This is a genomic window from Gemmatimonadaceae bacterium (assembly GCA_036504815.1).
GTDB lineage: Bacteria > Gemmatimonadota > Gemmatimonadetes > Gemmatimonadales > Gemmatimonadaceae > PNKL01.
Genome location: DASXUN010000015.1, coordinates 71,266 through 91,862 on the forward strand (window position 1 = coordinate 71,266; position 20,597 = coordinate 91,862).

Annotated in this window: 13 protein-coding genes and 5 tRNA genes; 15 read left to right on the forward strand and 3 right to left on the reverse strand. The window is 64.4% G+C overall.

Features of this window, described 5'->3' with window-relative positions; translation table 11 throughout:
• Nucleotides 1–182: 182 nt before the first annotated feature.
• A complete protein-coding gene (locus tag VGJ96_07615; GenBank protein HEY3286975.1) occupies nt 183–1,073 on the reverse strand; it encodes an RNA polymerase sigma factor RpoD/SigA in 891 nt (296 codons plus the stop codon).
• Nucleotides 1,074–1,340: 267 nt separating this feature from the next.
• Between VGJ96_07615 and VGJ96_07620 the strand changes: the two genes are divergently transcribed.
• From VGJ96_07620 to VGJ96_07680, 13 genes are all read left to right on the forward strand, one after another.
• Nucleotides 1,341–1,413 (forward strand) — tRNA-Ala (locus tag VGJ96_07620).
• Between the two features lie 56 nt (nt 1,414–1,469).
• Nucleotides 1,470–1,542, forward strand: a tRNA-Gly gene (locus tag VGJ96_07625).
• A 157-nt stretch (nt 1,543–1,699) separates the two neighbouring features.
• Nucleotides 1,700–1,773: transfer RNA gene (locus VGJ96_07630), tRNA-Val, on the forward strand.
• An 83-nt stretch (nt 1,774–1,856) separates the two neighbouring features.
• Nucleotides 1,857–3,410, forward strand: a complete 1,554-nt coding sequence (locus tag VGJ96_07635; protein ID HEY3286976.1) for an FxLYD domain-containing protein — start codon at nt 1,857–1,859, stop codon at nt 3,408–3,410.
• A 16-nt stretch (nt 3,411–3,426) separates the two neighbouring features.
• On the forward strand, nt 3,427–3,798 hold the full coding sequence (locus VGJ96_07640) for a response regulator (protein ID HEY3286977.1): 372 nt from the start codon (nt 3,427–3,429) through the stop codon (nt 3,796–3,798).
• Nucleotides 3,799–3,921: 123 nt separating this feature from the next.
• A tRNA-Arg gene (locus VGJ96_07645) sits at nt 3,922–3,995 on the forward strand.
• 48 nt (nt 3,996–4,043) lie between these two features.
• A tRNA-Pro gene (locus VGJ96_07650) sits at nt 4,044–4,117 on the forward strand.
• Between the two features lie 833 nt (nt 4,118–4,950).
• Nucleotides 4,951–5,553, forward strand: a complete 603-nt coding sequence (locus tag VGJ96_07655) for a helix-turn-helix domain-containing protein (protein ID HEY3286978.1) — start codon at nt 4,951–4,953, stop codon at nt 5,551–5,553.
• 134 nt (nt 5,554–5,687) lie between these two features.
• Nucleotides 5,688–6,800, forward strand: a complete 1,113-nt coding sequence (locus VGJ96_07660; GenBank protein HEY3286979.1) for an efflux RND transporter periplasmic adaptor subunit — start codon at nt 5,688–5,690, stop codon at nt 6,798–6,800.
• Nucleotides 6,797–11,254, forward strand: a complete 4,458-nt coding sequence (locus tag VGJ96_07665) for an efflux RND transporter permease subunit (GenBank protein ID HEY3286980.1) — start codon at nt 6,797–6,799, stop codon at nt 11,252–11,254. Before VGJ96_07660 ends, VGJ96_07665 begins: the two co-directional genes overlap by 4 nt.
• Before the next feature lie 70 nt (nt 11,255–11,324).
• The gene (locus VGJ96_07670) at nt 11,325–12,029 is read left to right on the forward strand and encodes a DUF6781 family protein (GenBank protein HEY3286981.1); all 705 of its coding nucleotides are present in this window, start codon (nt 11,325–11,327) and stop codon (nt 12,027–12,029) included.
• Nucleotides 12,029–13,789: an AarF/UbiB family protein gene (locus VGJ96_07675; GenBank protein ID HEY3286982.1), complete on the forward strand. Its 1,761-nt coding sequence runs from the start codon at nt 12,029–12,031 to the stop codon at nt 13,787–13,789. The genes VGJ96_07670 and VGJ96_07675 overlap by 1 nt, the downstream gene beginning before the upstream one ends.
• A 115-nt stretch (nt 13,790–13,904) precedes the next feature.
• On the forward strand, nt 13,905–16,454 hold the full coding sequence (locus VGJ96_07680) for a glycosyltransferase (protein HEY3286983.1): 2,550 nt from the start codon (nt 13,905–13,907) through the stop codon (nt 16,452–16,454).
• A gap of 160 nt (nt 16,455–16,614) precedes the next feature.
• Here VGJ96_07680 and dctP read toward each other — a convergent pair whose 3' ends face one another.
• Both dctP and VGJ96_07690 read right to left on the reverse strand, forming a co-directional pair.
• Nucleotides 16,615–17,643: a TRAP transporter substrate-binding protein DctP gene (dctP, locus tag VGJ96_07685; protein ID HEY3286984.1), complete on the reverse strand. Its 1,029-nt coding sequence runs from the start codon at nt 17,641–17,643 to the stop codon at nt 16,615–16,617.
• 103 nt (nt 17,644–17,746) lie between these two features.
• The gene (locus VGJ96_07690; protein HEY3286985.1) at nt 17,747–18,232 is read right to left on the reverse strand and encodes a MarR family transcriptional regulator; all 486 of its coding nucleotides are present in this window, start codon (nt 18,230–18,232) and stop codon (nt 17,747–17,749) included.
• 228 nt (nt 18,233–18,460) lie between these two features.
• Here VGJ96_07690 and VGJ96_07695 point away from each other — a divergent pair, with 228 nt between their 5' ends.
• Together VGJ96_07695 and VGJ96_07700 are read left to right on the forward strand one after the other, a co-directional pair.
• On the forward strand, nt 18,461–19,138 hold the full coding sequence (locus tag VGJ96_07695) for a hypothetical protein (protein HEY3286986.1): 678 nt from the start codon (nt 18,461–18,463) through the stop codon (nt 19,136–19,138).
• A 4-nt stretch (nt 19,139–19,142) separates the two neighbouring features.
• Entirely contained in the window at nt 19,143–20,462 is a 1,320-nt protein-coding gene (locus VGJ96_07700) for an inositol-3-phosphate synthase (GenBank protein HEY3286987.1), read from the forward strand.
• The last annotated feature ends 135 nt before the right edge of the window (nt 20,463–20,597 follow it).

Consider the following 20,597-nt stretch of genomic DNA (forward strand, 5'->3'; position numbering starts at 1 on the left):
GTCGTCCAGCGGCTGTACGCTTCTCGCTGGACGACTGTCAGCGTTTGGCGTTCAAACTCGCCCCGTGCGCCCCCAAGAAAGGAGCGCGGCCGAGGAGCACAAGCTCTCCCGGCCGCTGTCGTTTCGCTGTTGTCTCTCTGTTGTTTCTCTGTTGTTTCTCTGTTGTCTCTCTGTTGTCTCTCTTAAGCGCTGAACGACTGAAGCGCCCGGCCTACGTCGCCCTCACGCAGCCTCTTAAGCGCCCGGTCTCGTAGTTGCCGCACCCGCTCTCGGGTGACGCCGAGCATCGAGCCGATTTCCTCGAGCGTGTGCTCGCGTCCGCCCTCGAGGCCGAAGTAGAGGCGCAGCACCTTGGCATCGCGCGGCGGGAGCGTGCCGAGCGCCTGCTCAATCTCGTCGGTGAGGAAGCGGTTCATCGCCTCTTCCTCGGTGTCGGGCATCTCGTCGGCGACGAAGCGTTCGATGAGGGAGCGGTCGCCGTCGGGATCCATGGGGGCGTCGAGGCGCACGTCGCCGCTGTTGAGCGCGGCGAGTGACGAGACGACGTCCACCGAGAGGCCCGTTACCTTGGCCAATTCCTCGGGGGTGGGTTCCCGGCGCATCTTCTGGCGCAGGATCTCCGAGGCCTTGATGATGCGCGACAGGTCGGCGGTGCGGTTGAGCGGCACGCGGACGGTGCGTCCCTGCCGCGCGAGCGAGGACAGGATGGCCTGCCGGATCCACCAGACGGCGTACGAGATGAACTTCACGCCCTGGTCGGGATCGAACTTTCGCGCGGCGGTCAGGAGGCCGACGTTCCCTTCGCCGATGAGATCGATGAGGGGGAGGCCGCGGTTCTGGTACTTCTTCGCGACGGAGATGACGAAGCGCAGGTTGCGCTTGACGAGTTCCTGCAATGCATCCTGGTCGCCCGCGCGGATCTTGCGCGCGACCTCGATCTCCTCGTTGCCCTTGAGCAACGGGTAGGTGCTGACCTCGTACAGGTACTGGTCGAGGATGTCGCGCTCGGGCTCGCTGGGCGCGATCCCTGCGGGGACCGCGCGGCGACGGCGGCGCTTGACTTCAGTGGCCATGGACTATGCCTCGACGAGCCAGGGGGCTCGAACGTGAATCGTTAAGGCGGGGGACCCGGAGGCGGGCCTGACCCGGTGCAACCACGGCGCGCTCGCCACAGAGTAACGCTGGCGGCGCCGCCAATGCTGAGCGATGTGTGAGGGAGCTAAAAATAGCGCGATTGGCGATTTACGCTAGAGAGACCGCTTGACCCACGTGATACGTCTGGATAGCTTTTTTGGTTCCTGACGGAACGCTTGGGAGACCGCGCGGCGCCGGACGGACGAGGGGGCGTAGCTCAGTTGGGAGAGCGCTTGAATGGCATTCAAGAGGTCAGGGGTTCGATTCCCCTCGCCTCCACTCGGGGGGCCGTCGGCGCATCGGCGGGCCCATTGCCGGAACCCGATCCGGGACATGCGGGAATAGCTCAGTTGGTAGAGCACAACCTTGCCAAGGTTGGGGTCGCGGGTTCGAGTCCCGTTTCCCGCTCTGAAGCAGAGAGACAACAGCGAAGGAACAGACAGACAACAGAGAGACAACAGGCACCGCACCTGCGGCACAGCGGTTCTGCGGCGGGGTACGTAGGGAAGGCAGCGCCAATGTGGGGACTGGTCTGTGCGCCTTCCGGTGTCATCCCGCTGGTTTCGGGCGGTTAGCTCAGTTGGTTAGAGCGCCACGTTGACATCGTGGAGGTCACAAGTTCGAGTCTTGTACCGCCCATTGCCTCACGAGTGCGCCTCGTGGGGCTTTTTGTTAACTTCCCCGCGTCACCTGCCGGGTCTCCGGCCATTTCCGAGCGAACAATGACGCTTATTCCTCGTCTTACGCTTCTCGCCGCCCTCGTTGCGGCCCCATTGGCCGCGCAGGAGCCGGCGGCCGCGACCTGCCCCGTCGACTTCACGCAGCCGAAGGAACTGGTCACCCTCTACAACATCACCCGCATGCGCGCCCTGCAGCTGGCGCCGGGCGATGAGCGCGCGAAGGCCATCAAGGACATCATGAAGACGGTGGGCAACCCCAAGGTCGCGTCAGCGAACCCGCAGGGGGCCAACCTCATCGCCGGGCAGATGCTGATCCTGTGGGCGATGCAGCCGAACGCCACCGCCACCGCCACGCGCGCCGACCTGAACTGGGGCACGCCCAAGGAGCAGGTGGTCGACCTCGCCAAGATGGCCGACTCGCTGTTCACGACGGTGGAAGCGATGGGCCCGGCGTGCCATTCGGAGACGCGCCCGTTCCGCCAGGCGAAGCCGTGGCAGGACCGCATCAACGCCGCCTTCAAGTTCATGGCCGCCAATGAAGTCGATTCGGCGGAGTTCTACGCCAAGTCGTCGCAGGTGCTCGACCGCTGGTCGCCGTATGCGCCGCGCGTCTTCGCCGCGATCGCGCAGGTGCGCGGGTCGCAGGCCGACATGATGAAGCACCTCGAAGAGGCGCTCAAGCTGACCGAGAACGACACGACGTACGCCGAGGACCGCCGCGCCGTGCTGTTCCAGATCGGCCAGGTCGGGCTGGAGTACGCCGAGATCCAGCCGGAGCCGAACCGCACGAAGACGCTGAAGCGCGCCGCCGAGGTGCTGCTGCGCCTCGCCACGGAGATGCCGGACGCCGAGTCGACGCCGTACGCGCTGTCGGGCCTCGGCATGGCCGCGACGTCGCTCAAGGATTCGTCGCTGTTCCAGACGTGCTACGAACTGGTCGACAAGCATCTCGACAAGTACAGCGACATGTCGGTGCTGCAGGCGGCCATCTGCGCCAACCGCATGGGCAAGACGACGGAAGCCGTGAAGCTGTTCGAGGCGACGCTGGCGAAGAACCCGAACTCGCGTGACGCGCTCTACAACGCGGCCGCGCTGATGTACGAGCTGCGCAAGGGCCGCGAGATGATCCCGGTGGTGAACAAGCTCGTCTCGATCGACCCGGGCAACCCGGACAACGTCGCGCTCTACGCCTACGCGTACAACGTGCTCAACGACCAGTCGAAGCCGGCCGAGCCGCCGCCGGCGCCGGCCCCGACGAAGCCCGGTGTTCGGCCGGTCGCCCCGCCGCCGCCGCCGCCGAGCCCGTTCGCCGACTCCGTGGCCAAGTACATGAAGATCAACGACGACATGCCGCAGCGCCTGGTGGTCGTGGAGTTCGTGCGCTACGCCGACCGCGCCGTGGTGAAGGCCGAGATCGAGAATCGGACGAAGGCCGCGAAGTCGTTCGAGGTCACGTTCGAGCTGCTGGACCTCGCCGGCGCCGTGGTGGACACGCAGGTGGCGAAGGTGGAGAACGTGGGTCCCAATGCCACGAGCGCCTTCGAGGTCAAGTCGGACAAGGCGAAGATTGCGGCTTGGCGCTACTCGCTCAAGTAAGGGCGACGGCGTCCCGATGAACGCCCGGATTCTGGTGATCGATGACGACCCGGTGGTGCGCGGCATGCTGGTGGAGATGCTGCAGCGCGCCGGGTACGACGTGGATTCGGCGGAAGACGGGCGTGCCGGGATGCGGCGGTTTCACGAGCAACCTTCTGCCCTGGTGATCACCGATGTGGTGATGCCGGAGCAGGAGGGGCTCGAGACGCTGATGCAGCTGCGGCACAGTGGCCGCCCCGTGAAGGTGATGGCGATTTCGGGGGGCGGGCGGGTGGGACCGGACGCCTATCTCAACTCGGCGCGGACGCTCGGCGCCGACGCGATCCTGGCCAAGCCGTTCGGGCGGGAAGAGTTGCTGGAAAAGGTCTCGGCGCTGTTGTCGACCTGATTGACCCGCGGCTCTTGGCCGGGTATATTGTGAGTCTCGCCGGCGCGTGGTTGCGCCGGCGTCGGTGTCGTGAGGGGCAGAGAACGACAGATTAGGACAGAGAACGACAGACGCGATCGGTTTGCGCTCGTAGCTCAATTGGATAGAGCATCTGACTACGGATCAGAAGGTTGGGAGTTCGAGTCTCTCCGGGCGCATGTGGGGCAGAGTAAGACAGAGTAAGACAGAACGAGACTTTACCGAATCGGGGCGTAGCTTAGCCCGGTAGAGCGCCTGCTTCGGGAGCAGGAGGTCGGAGGTTCAAATCCTCTCGCCCCGACTGGAACGCAACCCCTTATGTGATAAGGGGTTGCGTTCTTCATTTTCACCCGAGAAGCTGCAACTTCCGGGGCCACTTCGTGGCCACTTTGAAGGGCTGAAATTGCGTGTCAACGGTGGCCGGTGCCCTCTGATGACCATGCCGCCAGCTACTCCGACCCGCGTTCCGTTGCCAGCGCCTGATGAACTGAAGATGACGAAGAAGAGAAGTTGGGACCTCCGCGCTGTTGCCGACGCGAGTCCGCAAGTTGTTGGCCCCCTGACCGACCCGTTTCCGAATCAGCCTCTGTATCAAGCCGCGTGACCTGGTTCGACGGCCCGGCACGTAAGCGGTGCTGCCCACGATCGACACACCTTCGAGCGAGCGTACGCGGTCCAAGCAGCCACTGGCTGGACAGCGAAGGTCTTCAGCTAGCCCTCGCCGGTTGGTATCGGCGGGCGTACTTCCCCAAGACCGCCAGATTGTCCATGCTTATTCGGACGGCAGCGGCCGTGCAGGCAGAAGCTAGCCCTCAAAGTCCGACTGCCACCGAGCGCGTCAGTTTCCTTGTCCACCCGAGGAAATGCACGTTTGACCGGGACGGCACGTCGAGGAGCACACTCTTTCTCCACTCAATCGAGGTTCTGGTGAGGGAGTTTCGGTGGCCACCCGGCTTGGCGGACCACCGGCTGTACAACCGACAGCGAGTCGAGCTTCGGACGCAACGAAAGGCGATCGGAGGTCAACGAGGAGAATCCGACACGGCGCGATGCGCCCCTTCACGAGGGATTGGTGCGACTCGTCGGAACTTGGCACTAGCGTGGCCGAGATGACTATAGTACTATATTCGGACAATGAGTTCTACTAATCAGCGTGAAGCAATTCTCTCGGCCGCGGCGCAGCTCTTCGCTCGTTTCGGCTACCGGAAGACGTCCATCGAGGACGTCGCGAAGCGTGTGCGTATTGGAAAGGGCACGATCTACCTCTACTTCGCGAGCAAGGAAGAGCTGTTCGGCGAAATCGCGCACCAGATCTGGGGAAACGTATTGCGCGAACTAACCGCAGCCGTGAAACGTGCCCGGACGCCGGAGGCGAAGCTCCGAGCGTACATGCGAGGTCGCGCCCATCAGCTGATCCGTGTGACCAAGGACTTGAAGGTCCAGCATGACCTCGCCCTTGAGTTGCAGGAGGCGGCCGCTCCTTATCTCAAGGAGCTTTGGGAAGCGGAGCGAGCGTTGCTCGAGGGCATCCTCGTCGAGGGGAACGCGTCCAACACCTTCGTTGTGCGACATCCTCACGCCCTGGCACTCGCCATGCAAACCGTGGTGCGTGGGCTGGAGCGGTCGATGATCGACCCGCAGAATGGCCCCGAGTTTCGCCGGGCCATCGACGATCTCCTGGACGTGTTGGTCCGCGGAATTACCTCGAGTGCAGGTCTGATTCCCGACCGAGCATGAGGTAAATCACAGGTAGGCGGCGCGAACTCAATATTGCGCCTGAGATTGACCAAAAAACCCGATAGGACCATTCAGTCACCATGGTACCTACCCCCCCGCTACCACCCACCCGGGAAGCTGCACAAGGACGAATGATGAAATCCAGAGAGGAAAAGACAGTGCCCGCATGCGTCGGCGACACGCGAATCCCCTGCCGGAGGCACTTGACCACTCGGTCGGTCTTTCTCGCCGTGGCCGTGGCCGGAGCGGCCGCCTGCCGCGGGGAGCAGTCCGCCGCACCGCCGCTGCCACTCGTGGAGTTGGCAACGGCGGTGGTTGACGGCTCAGGCGAAGATATTGTCCTGAGCGGTACCATCGAAGCCGAACGGACGACGCCGCTTGATTTTGGCGTCATTGGAACCATCGAGGAGCTTGCGGTTCACGAAGGCCAGGTTGTCCAACGCGGTCAGGTGCTGGGACGGCTCAAGACGCGCGCATACGAGGATGCCCTCGCGATCGCCGTCGCTAAGGCGGATCAGGCTGAGGATGCGCTTCGGCGGCTGGAACCCATGCATCGCAATCGCACGATCGCCGACGTGAAGTGGGTCGAGGTCCAGACGGGGGTGCAGCAAGCCAGGCACGCTCGCTCACTGGCCCAGAAGAACCTGGATGACTGCGTCTTGCGCGCGCCGGTCGATGGCACGGTCACCAGCCGGAGCGCGGAGCCCGGCATGACCACCATGCCTGGGCGACCGGTGCTCGTCCTTGTCTCCACTCGGGTCGTCCGTGCGACCGCGCCGGTGCCATCAGGGAAAGTCGCCCGCCTCCGGATGGGCCAGGTCGTCTCGGTCCTCGTGGATGCGGTCGGCACGGAGCGATCGGGGGAAATCGTCGAGATCGGAGTGGTCGCCGATCCGTTGACGAGGACCTACCCCGTGAAGGTACGCCTTCCCAACACTGATGGCGCCTTGCGCGTCGGCATGGTAGCCAAGCTCCGAGTGCGGATTGCGGGAGCCGCGAGCGCGGTGGTGGTTCCGCGTGAGGCAGTGCGGGTGGACGGCAGTGGAGAGCCCGTCGTCTACGTCGTTCGTGGGGACGTGGTTCGGTACCAGCCCGTCGAGGTCGCCGGTTACCGCGGCGAGTACATCGCCATCTCGCGGGGGCTCTTCGCTGGCGATCGCGTGGTCACGTCGGGCACGCCGATGCTGGCGGACGGCATCAAGATTCGCGTGGCTGCCACGCCAGACAGTGGAGCGCGCGCCCGATGAAGGCCCACAACCTCGTCGAGCGCGCCATGATCGAATGGCGCATCGTAGTCACGCTCGTCGCCGGTCTGGCGATGTTCGGTACCATCTCGTTCCTGACCATGCCGCGGCAGGAGTTTCCCGAGTTCACCGTCCGACAGGGACTCGTGGTGGGGATCATGCCGGGGGCCACCTCCGCCGAGGTCGAGGAACGCCTCGCCAAGCCGGTGGAGGCGTTCCTGTTCAGCTTCGCAGAGGTGAACAAGCTGAAGACGTACTCGCTGTCCAAGGAAGGGCAGCTCATCGTCTTTGTCGAACTGAATGACCGGGTGGCCGGGCTGGCTGCGGACGCTTTTTGGGCAAAGCTGCGCCTCGGCCTCACCGAACTGCGGGAGCAGAGCCTGCCGCCCCAGGTCGTGGCGCTCGTGGGTAACAACGACTTCGGAGACACGAGCGCGCTGCTGCTCACGCTGACCTCGGAGGGGCACAGCGCACGCGACCTGCAGACCCAGCTGGAGGTTGTCGAGGCGCAATTGCGTCGGCTTCCCGGAACCTCGAAGCTCCGCCGCTTCGGCATGCAGCGCGAGGTGATTCGCGTCACCCTTTCGAGCGAACGCCTTTCACACTACGGCGTGCGCCCAGCGACGGTCTGGCTGGCACTACAGGGAACGGCGGGCCAGCCGGCGCCCGCCCGCCTCGACACCAAGACACTCGAACTGTCGGTGCATGTGGGCGCGGTGCTGCGATCCGAGGACAAGCTTGCACAGACCATCGTATTCTCGTCTCCAACAGGCTCGCACGTGCGACTGGCTGACGTCGCCAGCATTCGCCGCGAATACGGGCACGACGACGCGTTCGTCCGCTTTGATGGTAAACAGGCGGTGGTCTTGTCGGTCGAGATGCAAAAGGGGCACAACATCGCCACCTTCGGCCGGGAGGTAGACGAGGCGTTGACCGAGGCGCGCCGAGAGCTTCCGCCGACGGTCAGGATCGCCCGAGTGGTGGATCAGCCACAGGTCGTGGCGGTCGCAGTGGGCCACTTCCTGCGTGATTTTGGCCTGGCGATCATGGCGGTCATCGCCATGACCATGCTCCTCCTGCCGCTGCGCGTCGCGATGGTGGCGGCCGTCTCGATCCCGATCTCCATCCTGATCACCCTGGGCGTGCTCAATGCCCTCGGCGTGCAGTTGCAGACGGTGTCGTTGGCGGGCCTCATCGTCGTCCTCGGCATGGTGGTGGACAATGCGATCGTCATCATCGACGATCATGTCGAACGGCTCGACCATGGCGCCGACGTGTGGACCGCGGCGAGGGAAAGCGCGACCAGCCTGGCCGGCCCTGTCTTCAGTGCCACGTTGGCCATCATCATGGCGTACGTGCCGCTGGCGTGGTTTCTGAAGGGAATGGGTGGCGAGTTCGTCGGGAGCCTGCCCGTCACCATCGCCGTGGCACTCGGCGCCAGCCTGCTGGTCTCCGTCTTCCTCCTTCCCATTCTCAACCTCCGGTTCATTCGTCACGGGCTCCACCGGCCTGATGGAGATGAACGCGCAACCGTTCTGGATCGCCTGAGAGGGATCTACGGTCGGAGTCTCGAGCTGGCCTTCCGCCGGCCACGTCTCGCAATCGGGACCGGCGTTGCCTCGGTGCTCGCCGCGGCGTTGCTCGGCTTCTTCATGCCGCGGCAACTCTTCCCGAAGGTCGACCGCAACCAGTTCGCGGTCGAGATCTATCTGCCCAGTGGTCGTCCGCTGGCACAGACGGATGACGTCGCCCGCCGCGTGGAACGGGAGTTGCTCCGAGACCCGCGCGTGACGCACGTCACGTCGTTTATCGGCACGAGTTCGCCGCGCTTCCATACCACGTACATACCCAACATGCCGTCGCGGAATTTCGCCCAGCTCCTGGTGTGCACGGTGAGTGACGAAGCGACGGTCGAAGTTCTGCACGAATACGAACAACGCCACCGGAATAGTTTCCCGGAAGGCTGGGTGCGCTGGAAGCAGCTCGACCTCCAGGCCACAAGTGCGCCGATCGAAGTCCGCCTCTCCGGCAGCGACATTCCGCAGTTGCGGCAGCTGGCGCTGCGCCTCGAAACAGCAGCCCGCGCGATCCCCGGCGTCACGTGGATCCGCAACGACTTCGGCGAGCCGCGACAGGGAGTGAGCGTGCTGCCAGACGCGGACAACGCCGCGCGCCTCGGAGTGTCGTCCGCCAGCCTCCAGGCCTCGCTCATGGCAGGAAGCAGTCTCGGCCTGCCGATCGCCACCCTCTGGGAGCACGCGGATCCGATACGGGTCATCCTCGGCGAGGATCCGCGCGAGTCCCAGACCATGCAGGGGTTCCGCCGGCAGTACGTTTCGTCGCTGCTGCTCGGCGCCGCCGTGCCCATCGAAGAGGTGGCTCACATTCGGCCGGATTGGAACGAGGAGGCGATCGTGCACCGCAACGGGGTGCGCACGCTGACCGTGCGTGTCGATGTCGGACCCGGGATCCTGGCGTCGGACGTCGAGCGCAAGCTGGACCGTGCCCTCAAGCTGATGGAGCCGACGCCCGGTATCCGGATCGGCTGGGGCGGCGAACGGGAGGGCACCGTGGAGAACTACACACCCATGTCAGTCTCAATGGCCGCGAGCGTGGCCATCATCTACCTGATCCTGCTCTTCGAGTTCGGACGGCATCGGCTGGTTCTGCTCGTGATGGTCACGATGCCACTCGCGCTGTTCGGCGCCGTACTTGGACTGATGCTCACGGGAAACGCCTTCGGATTCACGTCGTTTCTGGGCGTCATCGGCCTCATGGGCATCGTCGTCCGAAACGGAATCATCCTCGTGGGATTCGCCGAGGAGCTTCGCGCGCAGGGAATGTCTAGTCGGGACGCTGCCCTGGCCGCTGGTATGCGTCGTATGCGGCCCATCGTGCTGACGGCGGCAGCGGCCGCCGTCGGCGTGGTGCCGATGATCCTGAGTGGTTCCACGCTCTGGGGTCCGCTCGGCGCCGTGACCTTCTTTGGCCTGATCTTCTCGACGCTCCTGACCTTGATCGTGCTGCCGGTTGCGTACTGGTTGATGGCGCGGAGTGTCCCGATCCGGCATGCCTCGACCGCGGCCGCGAGCGGCGTCCTCTTGTTGGTGTCACTGTGCGCATTTCCCATCACGGCGGGGGCGCAATCGGGAACGCTGACGCTTGACCAGGTGCGACGTTTGGCCGCGCGAAATGCGCCCAAGGTTCGGCAGGCTTTGGAGGAAACGACGGCAGCCGTTCAGACACGTCGCGCTGCATTTACGAATTTCTTCCCTTCGGTGTCATCCGCCGCCGTGGCTGTGGCGGCGCGCACGCCGCTTGTTGACGTGAACATTCCTGGCGGCAACTTGCCCGTAAACGATGCCAGGGGTGCATCCACGGGGAACGTTACCGACTTCCCGGGAGTCAGCATGGCGCTGGCTGACCGTGTTCGCGTGCTCTCGTTGACCGCGGTGCAGCCACTCTACGTCGGCGGGCGAGTCGTCAATGGCAATCGACTGGCCGCGCTGGGCGTGGCGGTGGCCGATGACAAGGCCGCCCTCGCTCGACGCGACGCGGTCGCCCAGGCGGAGGAGAAATATTGGCGGCTGGTGACGCTGGGCCAGAAAGGCCAGACGCTGCGTGCTTACAAGGCGCTGCTCACTGATCTGGAACGGCAGGCGAGCGATGCCGTGGCGGCTGGACTGGTGACTTCCAACGACCTCCTCAAGGTGCGGCTGAAGCTGCAGGAAGCCGATGTCGATCGTTCGCGGCTGGAGAGCGGCCGCCGGTTGGCAACTCGCGATCTTCGATTGCACTTGGGATTGTCGGAGTCGGCGCCGACAGAGGTAACGGATACCGTCCCGGAACCCGCGGCCGACGAAGCCTCGCTCGGCGATTCGGGATTGGACATACTGGTGCGACGCCCGGAGCTTCGATTGCTGGGACTGGCTGTTCGCGCGGAGGCGCTAAAGACTTCGATGGCGATCGGAAGCGCATTGCCTGCGGTCTCGGTGGGAGCGCAGTTGCTGCGCTACGATCTTGGCGGCCTCGGAACACGCGGGGATGCGCTGGTCTTTGCCACCGTCAGCGTCCCGCTCAGCGGCGCGTGGAAGACGGCGCATGAGGTGCGTGGGCTTCAGGCGCGAGAGCGCATGGCCGCGCTGCAATTGTCCGAGGCTCGGGATCTCGTGGCGCTCGAGATTTCGAAGCGACACGACGACGTCATGTCCGCCTGGCTGGCCTCGCGGGTCGCGGATCTCGGCGTGCGGCAGGCCACGGTGAACTTGAAGGAGGCATCCGACCGCTCGGCGGGAGGACTCGCTACGCTGTCCGACCTTCTTGAGGCGCAGGTCCTACACCGTCAGGCGCTGGACCGGCAGACCGACGCGCGGGTGGACTACTGGCTGGCTCGGTCTGCTTTCCTCCGCGCAATGGGGGCGGACGAGTTGCCTGCGGCGGAGGCGAGGGTGAGGTAAGATCCGGGGCCGCCGTCTCTCACGGTCTTCGCGCAGTTGCTGAGGTTATCCCACTTGGAGAATCACCATCATGCAAGACCAAACAGGCAACACGACGGGCGACGGCAACGATACCGTCGAGTTCGAAGCTGAAGTGAGCAGCGCTGTCGGAGCGGGTGATGATGTGCAGGAATTGGTGAAGCGGCTCACCTTGCGCGCGATCAGCGCGCATTCGCTCGATAGCGCCTCCCTTGGGCTGATCATTCGTGCCGTGCTGCGCGGCGCGCGGGCGGGTGCGCAACAGGAGTTGCACCAGTCCGCCGCACAGATCGAAATCACGCGAGGACGTCTCACCCAGGCAGTCGCCGGGCTGGACGCGGCGTTGGCGCAGTTCGTCGCAGCGTCGACACTGGCGCTGAAAGAGGCAGCAGGCCGGGCTCGGCAATTTTCCCATGAGGATCTGACCCGCGCCTATACTGACTTGGGAGCCCTGGAGGCGCTGTTCCTGGACAGCCTGCAACGCTCGGCATCGAGTGGCAAGGATGTGGCGGAGGAAATTCTCGCCGACCTTGCAGCGCACGCGCGCATCCATGGTTCTGCCGTCGGAGCGCAGTTGAAGGAAGCCTTGGTCGTAGTCGGGAAGCAGGGCTACGAGGCGGGACGGACGCAGGCAGGGGCGGGTCTGCATCTGGCAGAAGCTACTTCCGACCTGTTGCGCCAAATCACTGCCGGCGTGCTCAGCGGACTGGCCGATCGCGTCAAGCCCTCCCACCGGCCTGCGAGCGAGAGCGACTGATGTTCTGGCAGGCGCTGACGGCGGCACGCGATCTTGGACGACTGCGCGAGATCGCCTCGATTCTGATTCGCTACGGGTTCGGCGACATGGTACGCCGGATGGGACTCGCCAATGCGCTGGAACGAGCCGGTCAGTCATTACGGTTGAGCAGTTCGTCGGATAGCGCGCACATGCTCCCGCCTGCACGGGCGCGGCGGGCGCTCGAGGAGATGGGACCGGCCTTCGTCAAGCTCGGGCAAGTGCTCGCTACCCGTGTGGATCTGTTTGAACCCGAGTGGATCGCCGAATTCAGCAAGCTGCAGGACAGTGCCCCCAGCGCTCCGTACGCCGAGATACGTCAGCAGCTCTCCGATGACCTGGGCGCGCCGCCCGAGGAGATCTTCGTCGCCTTCGATCCCCAGCCGCTAGCCGCCGCCTCCATCGCGCAGGTGCATCGCGCGCGGCTTGCCGACGGCAGTGAGGTCGTGGTCAAGGTGCGTCGGCCGGGCATCCGGCCGATCATTGAGGCCGACCTGCGCTGGCTCTCAAGACTGGCGGAACTGGCCGAGACGGGAAGCCCGGAACTGCGCCGCTACCGTCCGCGAGAAGTGGTGCGTCAGTTCACCGAATCGCTGCTGCGCGAGCTTGATTTCGGCGTCGAATGTCGCAATGCCGAGCGCATCGCTACGAATTTTGCGGAGTATTCCGACGCTGACTCCCCGCGCGATGTGCCCACCGGCAGTGCCATCGCTGACACCCCAGTCGAACCACACCCAGCGACTGCGCCCATCGTCATCCCCCGCGTCTACTGGCCATGGACGGGGGAGCGCGTGTGTGTGCAGGAATTCATCGACGGCATTCCCGGACGCAATCTGGCCGCAGCTGAGGCTGCGGGCCTCGACCGCCAGATACTTGCCCGGCGTGGTGCGCACGCGGTGTTGAAGATGATGATCGAGGACGGCTTCTTCCATGCCGACCCGCATCCCGGCAACATCTTCTATCTGCCCGGCAGCCGTATCGCCTTTATCGACTTCGGCATGATTGGGCGGCTTACGGAGCAACGCCGCGGTCAGCTGATTCGCCTGCTGCTGGGACTGGTGCAGCAGGAACCCGCACGCGTCGTCGAGGTGTTGCTCGACTGGACCGGCGACGGCGAGGTCAACGAGGACGATCTGACGTTGGAAATCCAGGTCTTCGTCGATCAATACCACGGCGTGCCGTTGAAGCGGCTCAAGATCGGCACCATGCTCGCCGACCTCGTTGCGATCCTCCGACAGCACCGGCTAGCGCTGCCACCGGACTTGGCGCTCCTGGTCAAGGCGTTCGTCACACTCGAGGGCATGGGGCGCGAGCTTGATCCGGACTTCGACCTGGTCGGCGAAGCCATGCCTCTGCTGGAACAGGCGATGCGCGCCCGCTATTCCCCGGCCGCCCTCATCAAGCGCGGCTGGTGGAGCGCGAGCGAGGCGCTCTCGCTGATGGACGGTCTGCCCCAGGATCTTTCCCGGCTACTCCGTGCCGCGCGGCGCGGTCGGCTCGAAGTTCACGTTGATGTCACGCACTTGAAACGCGTCGGCAATCAACTCGATCGCGCCGCCAGTCGGCTGGTGGTCGGCATCGTCGTTGCGGCGCTCATCATCGGTTCCTCCATCGTCATGACGGTGCCCGGAGGCCCCAAGATGCTGGGCCTGCCTTCGTTCGGCCTGCTGGGGTTCCTCGGCGCGGTGGTCGGCGGCATATGGCTTTTGACCTCCATCTGGCGCAGCGGGGGGAGGGAATGATCGCGCCAAACGCGAATCTCCAAACGATCGGCCGATTCTGGTCGGTCAGCACTTGACCAGCTGGGTACCGATGCATGCGCTGTCCGTTTCCGGCGCAGTCGTGGCGTGCATACTCGTGACCGTCACCGCCATCGTCGTCTTTGCCATTGCCGTGTGGAGGCGACGGGGCCGGACTCGGTGCCAGGGGACATGCGCGTCACCGACGCGCGATATTCGATCGCCTCGGTCCACGAAGATCATCGTCTTCTATTCTTCCATCGGCTACGGACACATCAGCGCCGCGCACGCCATCCAGGAAGAGATCGAGAGGCAGTCCCCGGCCGCCGAGGTGGCCCTGCAGGACATCCGTGCGTTCATGCATCCGCTGTGGCGCCGAGTCGACGAGAGGTTGTACTGGTTCGTTGCCAACCACCTCCCGGAAAGTTTCGAGAGTCTCTTTCGCTCGATGCAAGCGCGCGGCAACCGCACCGCCTTGCTCGCCCTGCTGCCCAACGACTATCCGGAAGACAAAGTGTTCGCGTATCTGGCGTTGCAGGCGCCGGATGCGGTGCTTGCTACGCATTACGGGGCGGCGCAGGTGCTCGGCACGCTGCGGCAGCGGGGGCTGCTGCCGAAACTGAGGATCGGCTGGCTGCATACGGACTTCTTTGAGGGGTACTTTCCGCGCATCTCACAGCGGATCGACCGCACCTTTCTCGCCCACGCCGAGCTCGAATCGCGCTGGCTGGCTGCCGGCGTGCCGCGCGACCGGATTGTCACCAGCGGCATGCCGGTGCGCATTCCGGCGGACGAACCCGGGGCTCGACAGCTCACGCTCGAGCGGTTCGGTTTGAACCCGGACATTCCCACGCTGTTGCTCACCGGCGGTCGGGAGGGCGCGGGTGACTATCGCGAAGTGGTGCAGAGCGTCGTCCGCCATTGCCAGCGTTACGTGCAGATCATCGCCGTCTGCGGGACAAACGCCAGACAGCAGGCCTTGCTTGCAGACTTGCAGGAACACTTATCGCCGCGGGTGGCGCTGAGGGTGCTGGGGCTCCTTCCCCAGCACGAAATGGTATCGTGCATGCGCGCCGCCGACCTGCTGATCACCAAGGCCGGCGGCATGACCTTGGCTGAAGCATTCGCCATGGGCACACCGACGATTCTCCTCGACGTGGTGAGCGGGCACGAACGGGAAAACGCCGCGCTTTTTGTCCGGCTGGGTTTGGCCGAGCTTGCGGCGGACACGTCGTTGGTGGGCGAGCTGGTGGCGGATTTCCTCGCGAATCCGCAGATCAGGGAGGGCATGCTCAATGCCCAGCGTGAGTTCCGCGACGATGCCCATATCGCCAGCATCGCGCAATTCGCACTCGACGCATCGTTCACTCCGGCCGACCCGTCCGCCGATTTTGGGATGGAAGACGGCTTGCCTGCCCTCGATATCGATCAGGTCCTGGCGCAGCTCGACGTCGACGCTCCGGCCGAGGTCGAACTGCTGCTCTCGTACTCGACCTCTCAGTCGCCGCAGCGCATCGTGCGCGAGAACCCGTTCGGGCATGTGGCCATCCGTGTCGGCGACACCGTGTATAGCGCCAACCACGTCGCCGACCGCTCCATCGACGCGAAACTCCTGCAGCACCTGAGCCTCGCGGATTACCTCTATGGCGTTCGGCGTCCGTCGGGCTCGCAGGTGCATGTCAGTACCTACGGTGTGGCGTATGGCCGGGAAACGCTCGCGCTCAGGGTGGCGGATATCCCGGCAGATTGCACGGCGGCCATGGCTGCCGAAGCGACCCGCATCGAGGAACGGTTCCGGGATGGCTCCGTCCAGTGGGACAGGCGCGAGTTCAACTGTGCGCACGTCGTCGCGCGGATCCTTGAGGCTGGCGGCTATGGTGTCCACTCGCTGTTTGACCGGCTGGCACTGCCTGCCATGCCGCTGGACCTCTTCGAGCGAGCGCGAGCGCGGTTCGAGGAAGACGTGTCCTTGCGGGTGGATCTCGTGGCGTACCGACTGGTGCCCGGATCGCGGGCCAGCTATCGGTTCTCCCGGTTTCCACTCTCGCTCGGGCAACCCTTGCGCTCCATGGCGCGGGTGTTGAGCGAAGCGCCTCGCGATCCGCTCGAAGAAGCGGTGACCAGACAGATCACCGCGTATCTCGGCGACCGCCGGCTCGTGGTCGAGGACTTGCGTGCGCGCGGGTCGACCTCCGGACTCGACGATCCGTTCGTCCTTGACCGACCAGACCGAAACTTGGAAAGAGCCCTTTTGGCAGACCTGCGGCGCCTACTGGCAACCTACGCACGACTGCCGGCCGGAACGATCGGGTGTTTCAGTGATCGCTACTCCGCGCATGAACTCCGCCGTCTCATCAATCGCGGCCAGGAAATCGCCCGGCTGTTTACCGAGCACGCCGAGGAGAGCCTCCTTTCCCCCCCCGCGCGCCGCCTGCGAACGCTCTTCAACCAACTCGTGAGCGAATACGGACGGATCGACGCACGATGGCTGCAAGCGGATCAGGTTGAGGCTTACATGCAGCGGCTGCAAGCCTTCGAGTCCGCAGGTAGACTAGAATTCTCCCGACTTGGCGCATCGCGAATCAGGCGAGCCTGGACAACATGGCGCTGGCTGCACCGCCGCATGCAGCGCCGGTTCCGCCGCTTACCAAGTTGGCCGGCCGCTTAGCACGGTGGGGAGACGGCATGAATGTCTCATCGAAAACGGCACGCGGTCGACCGGCCGACGCGCGGGTGGGGCGTGATCGGGGCAGCAGTCCCAGTCAGCGAGATGAAGCGGGTGCTCGGGGCGCGCCGACTGAACTGCCCATTTTGCGTTCGTTCGCTGTTCACTTCCTGGCGGCGCCCCGTTGCTTGCGATACTCGTCACGATAGCGCAACGCGTCGTCAAACGCGTCCGCGGGCACGACGCCGCCGCGAATCAGCGGGTACGCCGATTCTGCCGCGCGTCGCCATAGCTCGAGCTTCCTCGCGTCGACCGGCACGACGGTTAAGCCGGCCCTCTTCATGGCTTCAATGTCACGCTGACCGCTGCTACGGATCGACTGCTGAAGCTTCGCTCCGGCATGACGAGCGACCGCGAGTAGTTGCGGCCGGAGGTCGACGGGGATTCGCTCCCAAGCGTCCTTCTTGATCACCGTGGCACCCAGAAGCAGCTGCCATTGCAGGTCGGTCATGAACTGTGCATGCTCGTAATAGCGTGTGATGACCGACACCTGCGGCGGCGCGAGAAACGCCTCGAAAAGCCCCGTCTGCAGCCCGGTGGTCAGTTCCGTCGATGGTGCCGGTCTTGGATCGAACCCGAGTCGCTTCCAGATCTCGGTGGTCTTCTGGTCTCCGGCCCAACTGAACAGCTTCAGCTTCTTCAGGTCGTCTGGCTGCGCGACGGGCTGCTTCGCGAAGATCTGGGTCCAGCCGCCGTCGGCCCAGTTGAGGACGACGTAGCCCTTCGCCTCGAGCGCAGACTCGAGCCTGGGGCGCATTTTCTCGAGCACCGCATAGACCTCATCGTACCCATCGAAGGCCATCGGGATGCCCATGGCGTACACCGAACGGTCGATTTCCGCGATCCCCACCGACGTCAGCAATCCCGCGTTAAGCGTACCCAACGTCATCTTGCGCACCACATCAGGATCGTCGCCCTGGCGTCCGCCGGGATACAACAGTACCCGCACCTTGCCGTTCGAGATCCGTCCCCACTGGTCGGCGACGTCTTTCAACACCAGGAACCAGGCCGAATTCTCCGGCACCAGCGTGGCCATCTTGATAGTGACAGGCGGCTGCGCTCGCGCCGGCAGCGTGGCGCCAGCCACGAGGAAGGCAGCACAGGTGAGCAGAAACGAATGCGTGCGATTCATGCCCTATTCGACCCCCAGGGTGACGCCCACATTGCCGCTTCGATCGAAGAGGCGGCGGCAGCCGCGACGCCGGGCATAGGGCGCGACACCCCGCGAGCACAGGCTATGCATATTCCGCCTGCTTCACGGCTGACGTGTGACGCGGCCTACACCGCCACTGCTCCAGCGCATCGGTCATGGAAGCCAGCTGGAACCTGTGCGCTGCTTCTAGATTTTCGAGTCGCGCACGGAGCACGTCGCTCTGGCTAGCGACTGTCTCCTTCGTGGCGCTGATGACGTCGAGCAGGCGCTGCCACCGTGCGATTCGCTGTTCGACGGTCCGCGTCAGGATGTCTGGTGAGATGATGTAATAGTCCTGGCGGTCGCCGGACTGTCCGACGCGCTCGACGATACCCTGTTGCTCAAGCAGCCGCGCGTTTACGCTCACGCTCGCTTTGCTGACCGCGAGCTCGTCTGCCAGTTCGCCCAGCGCTCGAGGAGCCTCGCTCAGCAGGAGCAGGCCGAAGACGCGTCCGGCGACACGCGAATAGCCCTCGAGGTGGAGGATGACGCCGAACTGCTCGATGATACGGCTTGTCGCGGCATTCACGAATCGCGCTCCCGAAGGCTGTTGCTTAAGATCGTTTAGAACTATCTTAACGTTCACTCCTCAGTGCCGCAATGACGAAGAGGCGCTCCGGAAGCAGTCGCTCGGCCGTGCTACCGCCAATGGGTTGCATCGAGCTCGACTTGCACCTCGGCATAGAGTCTCTTGGTCGTTTTCCAGTTCATTCCACCTCTGATTCGTTCGTCATTGGCGTCCGCAAAACCGGTTCTCATGTTCCTGCCGAAACCCGTGGCCGAGTTCCTGGCGCGGCGTTTGATCGGTGCGCGTCTCATCGCGACGATCCGCGTCGTGGGCTCATGCGTGGCTGGCGCGCTGTTCGCCGCTGGAACCATCCGCCTTGCGGCGTGGCTGCTCGGGGCTTCGGCGGTCCTTGGCCTGATCGGTCGCCTGTTGGCGCGCAGCATCAATCCAACGCAGACGGACAGCGGTGTACCCGGCACTGCGATGGTTCACGGCACTGCGATGGACAGCATCGCCGATGGCTTCCTGTTCGGAGGCCTGACGTTCTTCTTTGCCGCCGATGCATGGCACCGCTATCTGCCCATGGTTGCGGTCGGTCTTGCGGGATTGCTTGCGACGCTGATATCGACGTACGCGGGAGCTCGCGCCGAGTTTGTCGGAGTTTCCATGGAAGAAATCGGCGTCCTGGAGCGTCCGGCTCGCTTGCTCCTGTTGGCACTGCCGCAGGCATTCTTCGGGCTGGCGTTCGACGGGCTGCTGCTTCGCTTCGTCTTCGTGCTGTTCGCGGCCGCAGCTATTGCGAGGTCCGTCAGGCAACTTGCGCACGACTACCTGGCCGCGCAGGGGCTGGCGCCGTCCTCCGCCCACACCGTGGACTACGCTTTGCTCGGGCCAGCCCTGTTCTCGCCTCCCGACACCACCAAGTGAACCAATGAGCCAGCCGCCCAAAAAGGCCATTCGCAGCGCCCAAGGGAAGCTGGGCATTCTCACGCCCGGATTGGGCGCTGTCGCCACCACTTTCATCGCCGGTGTCGAGAGCGTGCGTCGAGGGCTCTCAAAGCCCATCGGGTCGCTGACCCAGATGTCCACGATTCGGCTTGGCAAGCGGACCGAGCATCGGGCGCCCTTAATTCGCGATTTCGCGCCGCTCGCCAGCCTCGAGGACCTCGTGTTCGGCGCGTGGGATCCGATTCCCGATGACGCGTACACCTCGGCAAAGAAGGCCGGCGTGCTCGAGGGCAGGCACCTCGAGCCGCTGAAGGATTTCCTACAGGCGATCACGCCGATAACGGCGGTCTTCGATCAGCACTATGTCACGCGCATCCACGGCACGCACGTCAAGACCGGCAAGACCAAGCGCGACCTCGCCGAGCAGATCCGGCAGGATATCCGCAACTTTCGCGTGGCCAATGGCTGCGACCGGCTCGTGGCCGTCTGGTGCGGCTCGACCGAGATCTACATCGCCCCGTCGGCGGTGCATGCCAGCATCGAGGCCTTTGAGGCCGGGATGGATGAGAACGCTCCCGAGATTGCCCCGTCGATGCTGTATGCGTGGGCCTGCATCATGGAGCACGTCCCGTACAACAACGGGGCGCCGAACCTTGCCGTCGACACGCCAGCGCTGTTGGCCCTCGCCCAGCGCGAGGGTGTGCCGGTCTCCGGCAAGGACTTCAAGACCGGCCAGACGTGGATGAAGACGGTCATCGCCCCTGCGATCAAGGCGCGCATGCTCGGCCTTGAGGGCTGGTATTCCACCAACATCCTCGGCAATCGCGACGGTGAGGTGCTCGACGACCCCGCGTCCTTCAAGACGAAGGAGGCCTCGAAGCTCAGCGTGCTGCACACCATCCTGCAACCGGAGCTGTACCCCGACTTGTACGAGGGCTTCTCGCACGTTGTGCGCATCAACTACTACCCGCCGCGCGGCGACAACAAGGAAGGCTGGGACAACATCGACATCGTCGGATGGATGGGCTATCCGATGCAGATCAAGGTGAACTTCCTCTGCCGTGACTCGATTCTCGCGGCGCCCATTGTGCTCGACCTCGCGTTGTTCAGCGACCTGGCCTCGCGTGCCGGGATGAATGGGATCCAGGAATGGCTGAGTTTCTATTACAAGTCACCCATGGCTGCCGCAGGACTTCTCCCCGAGCACGATCTTTTCATTCAGCAGACGAAGCTCAAGAACACGCTCCGCCACCTGATGGGGGAGGAGCAGATCACCCATCTTGGGTTGGAGTACTATCCATAAGAAGTAACACTGCTCGCCCGATGAGTTCCAATCGAGCCGAAGAATCACCAGGACGCACACCTGCGTCCCACCAGAACTGGCGCATCATGAAGGACTCCCAGCACCCTATTTCAGTCGAGGAACTGGCCCGCCTGT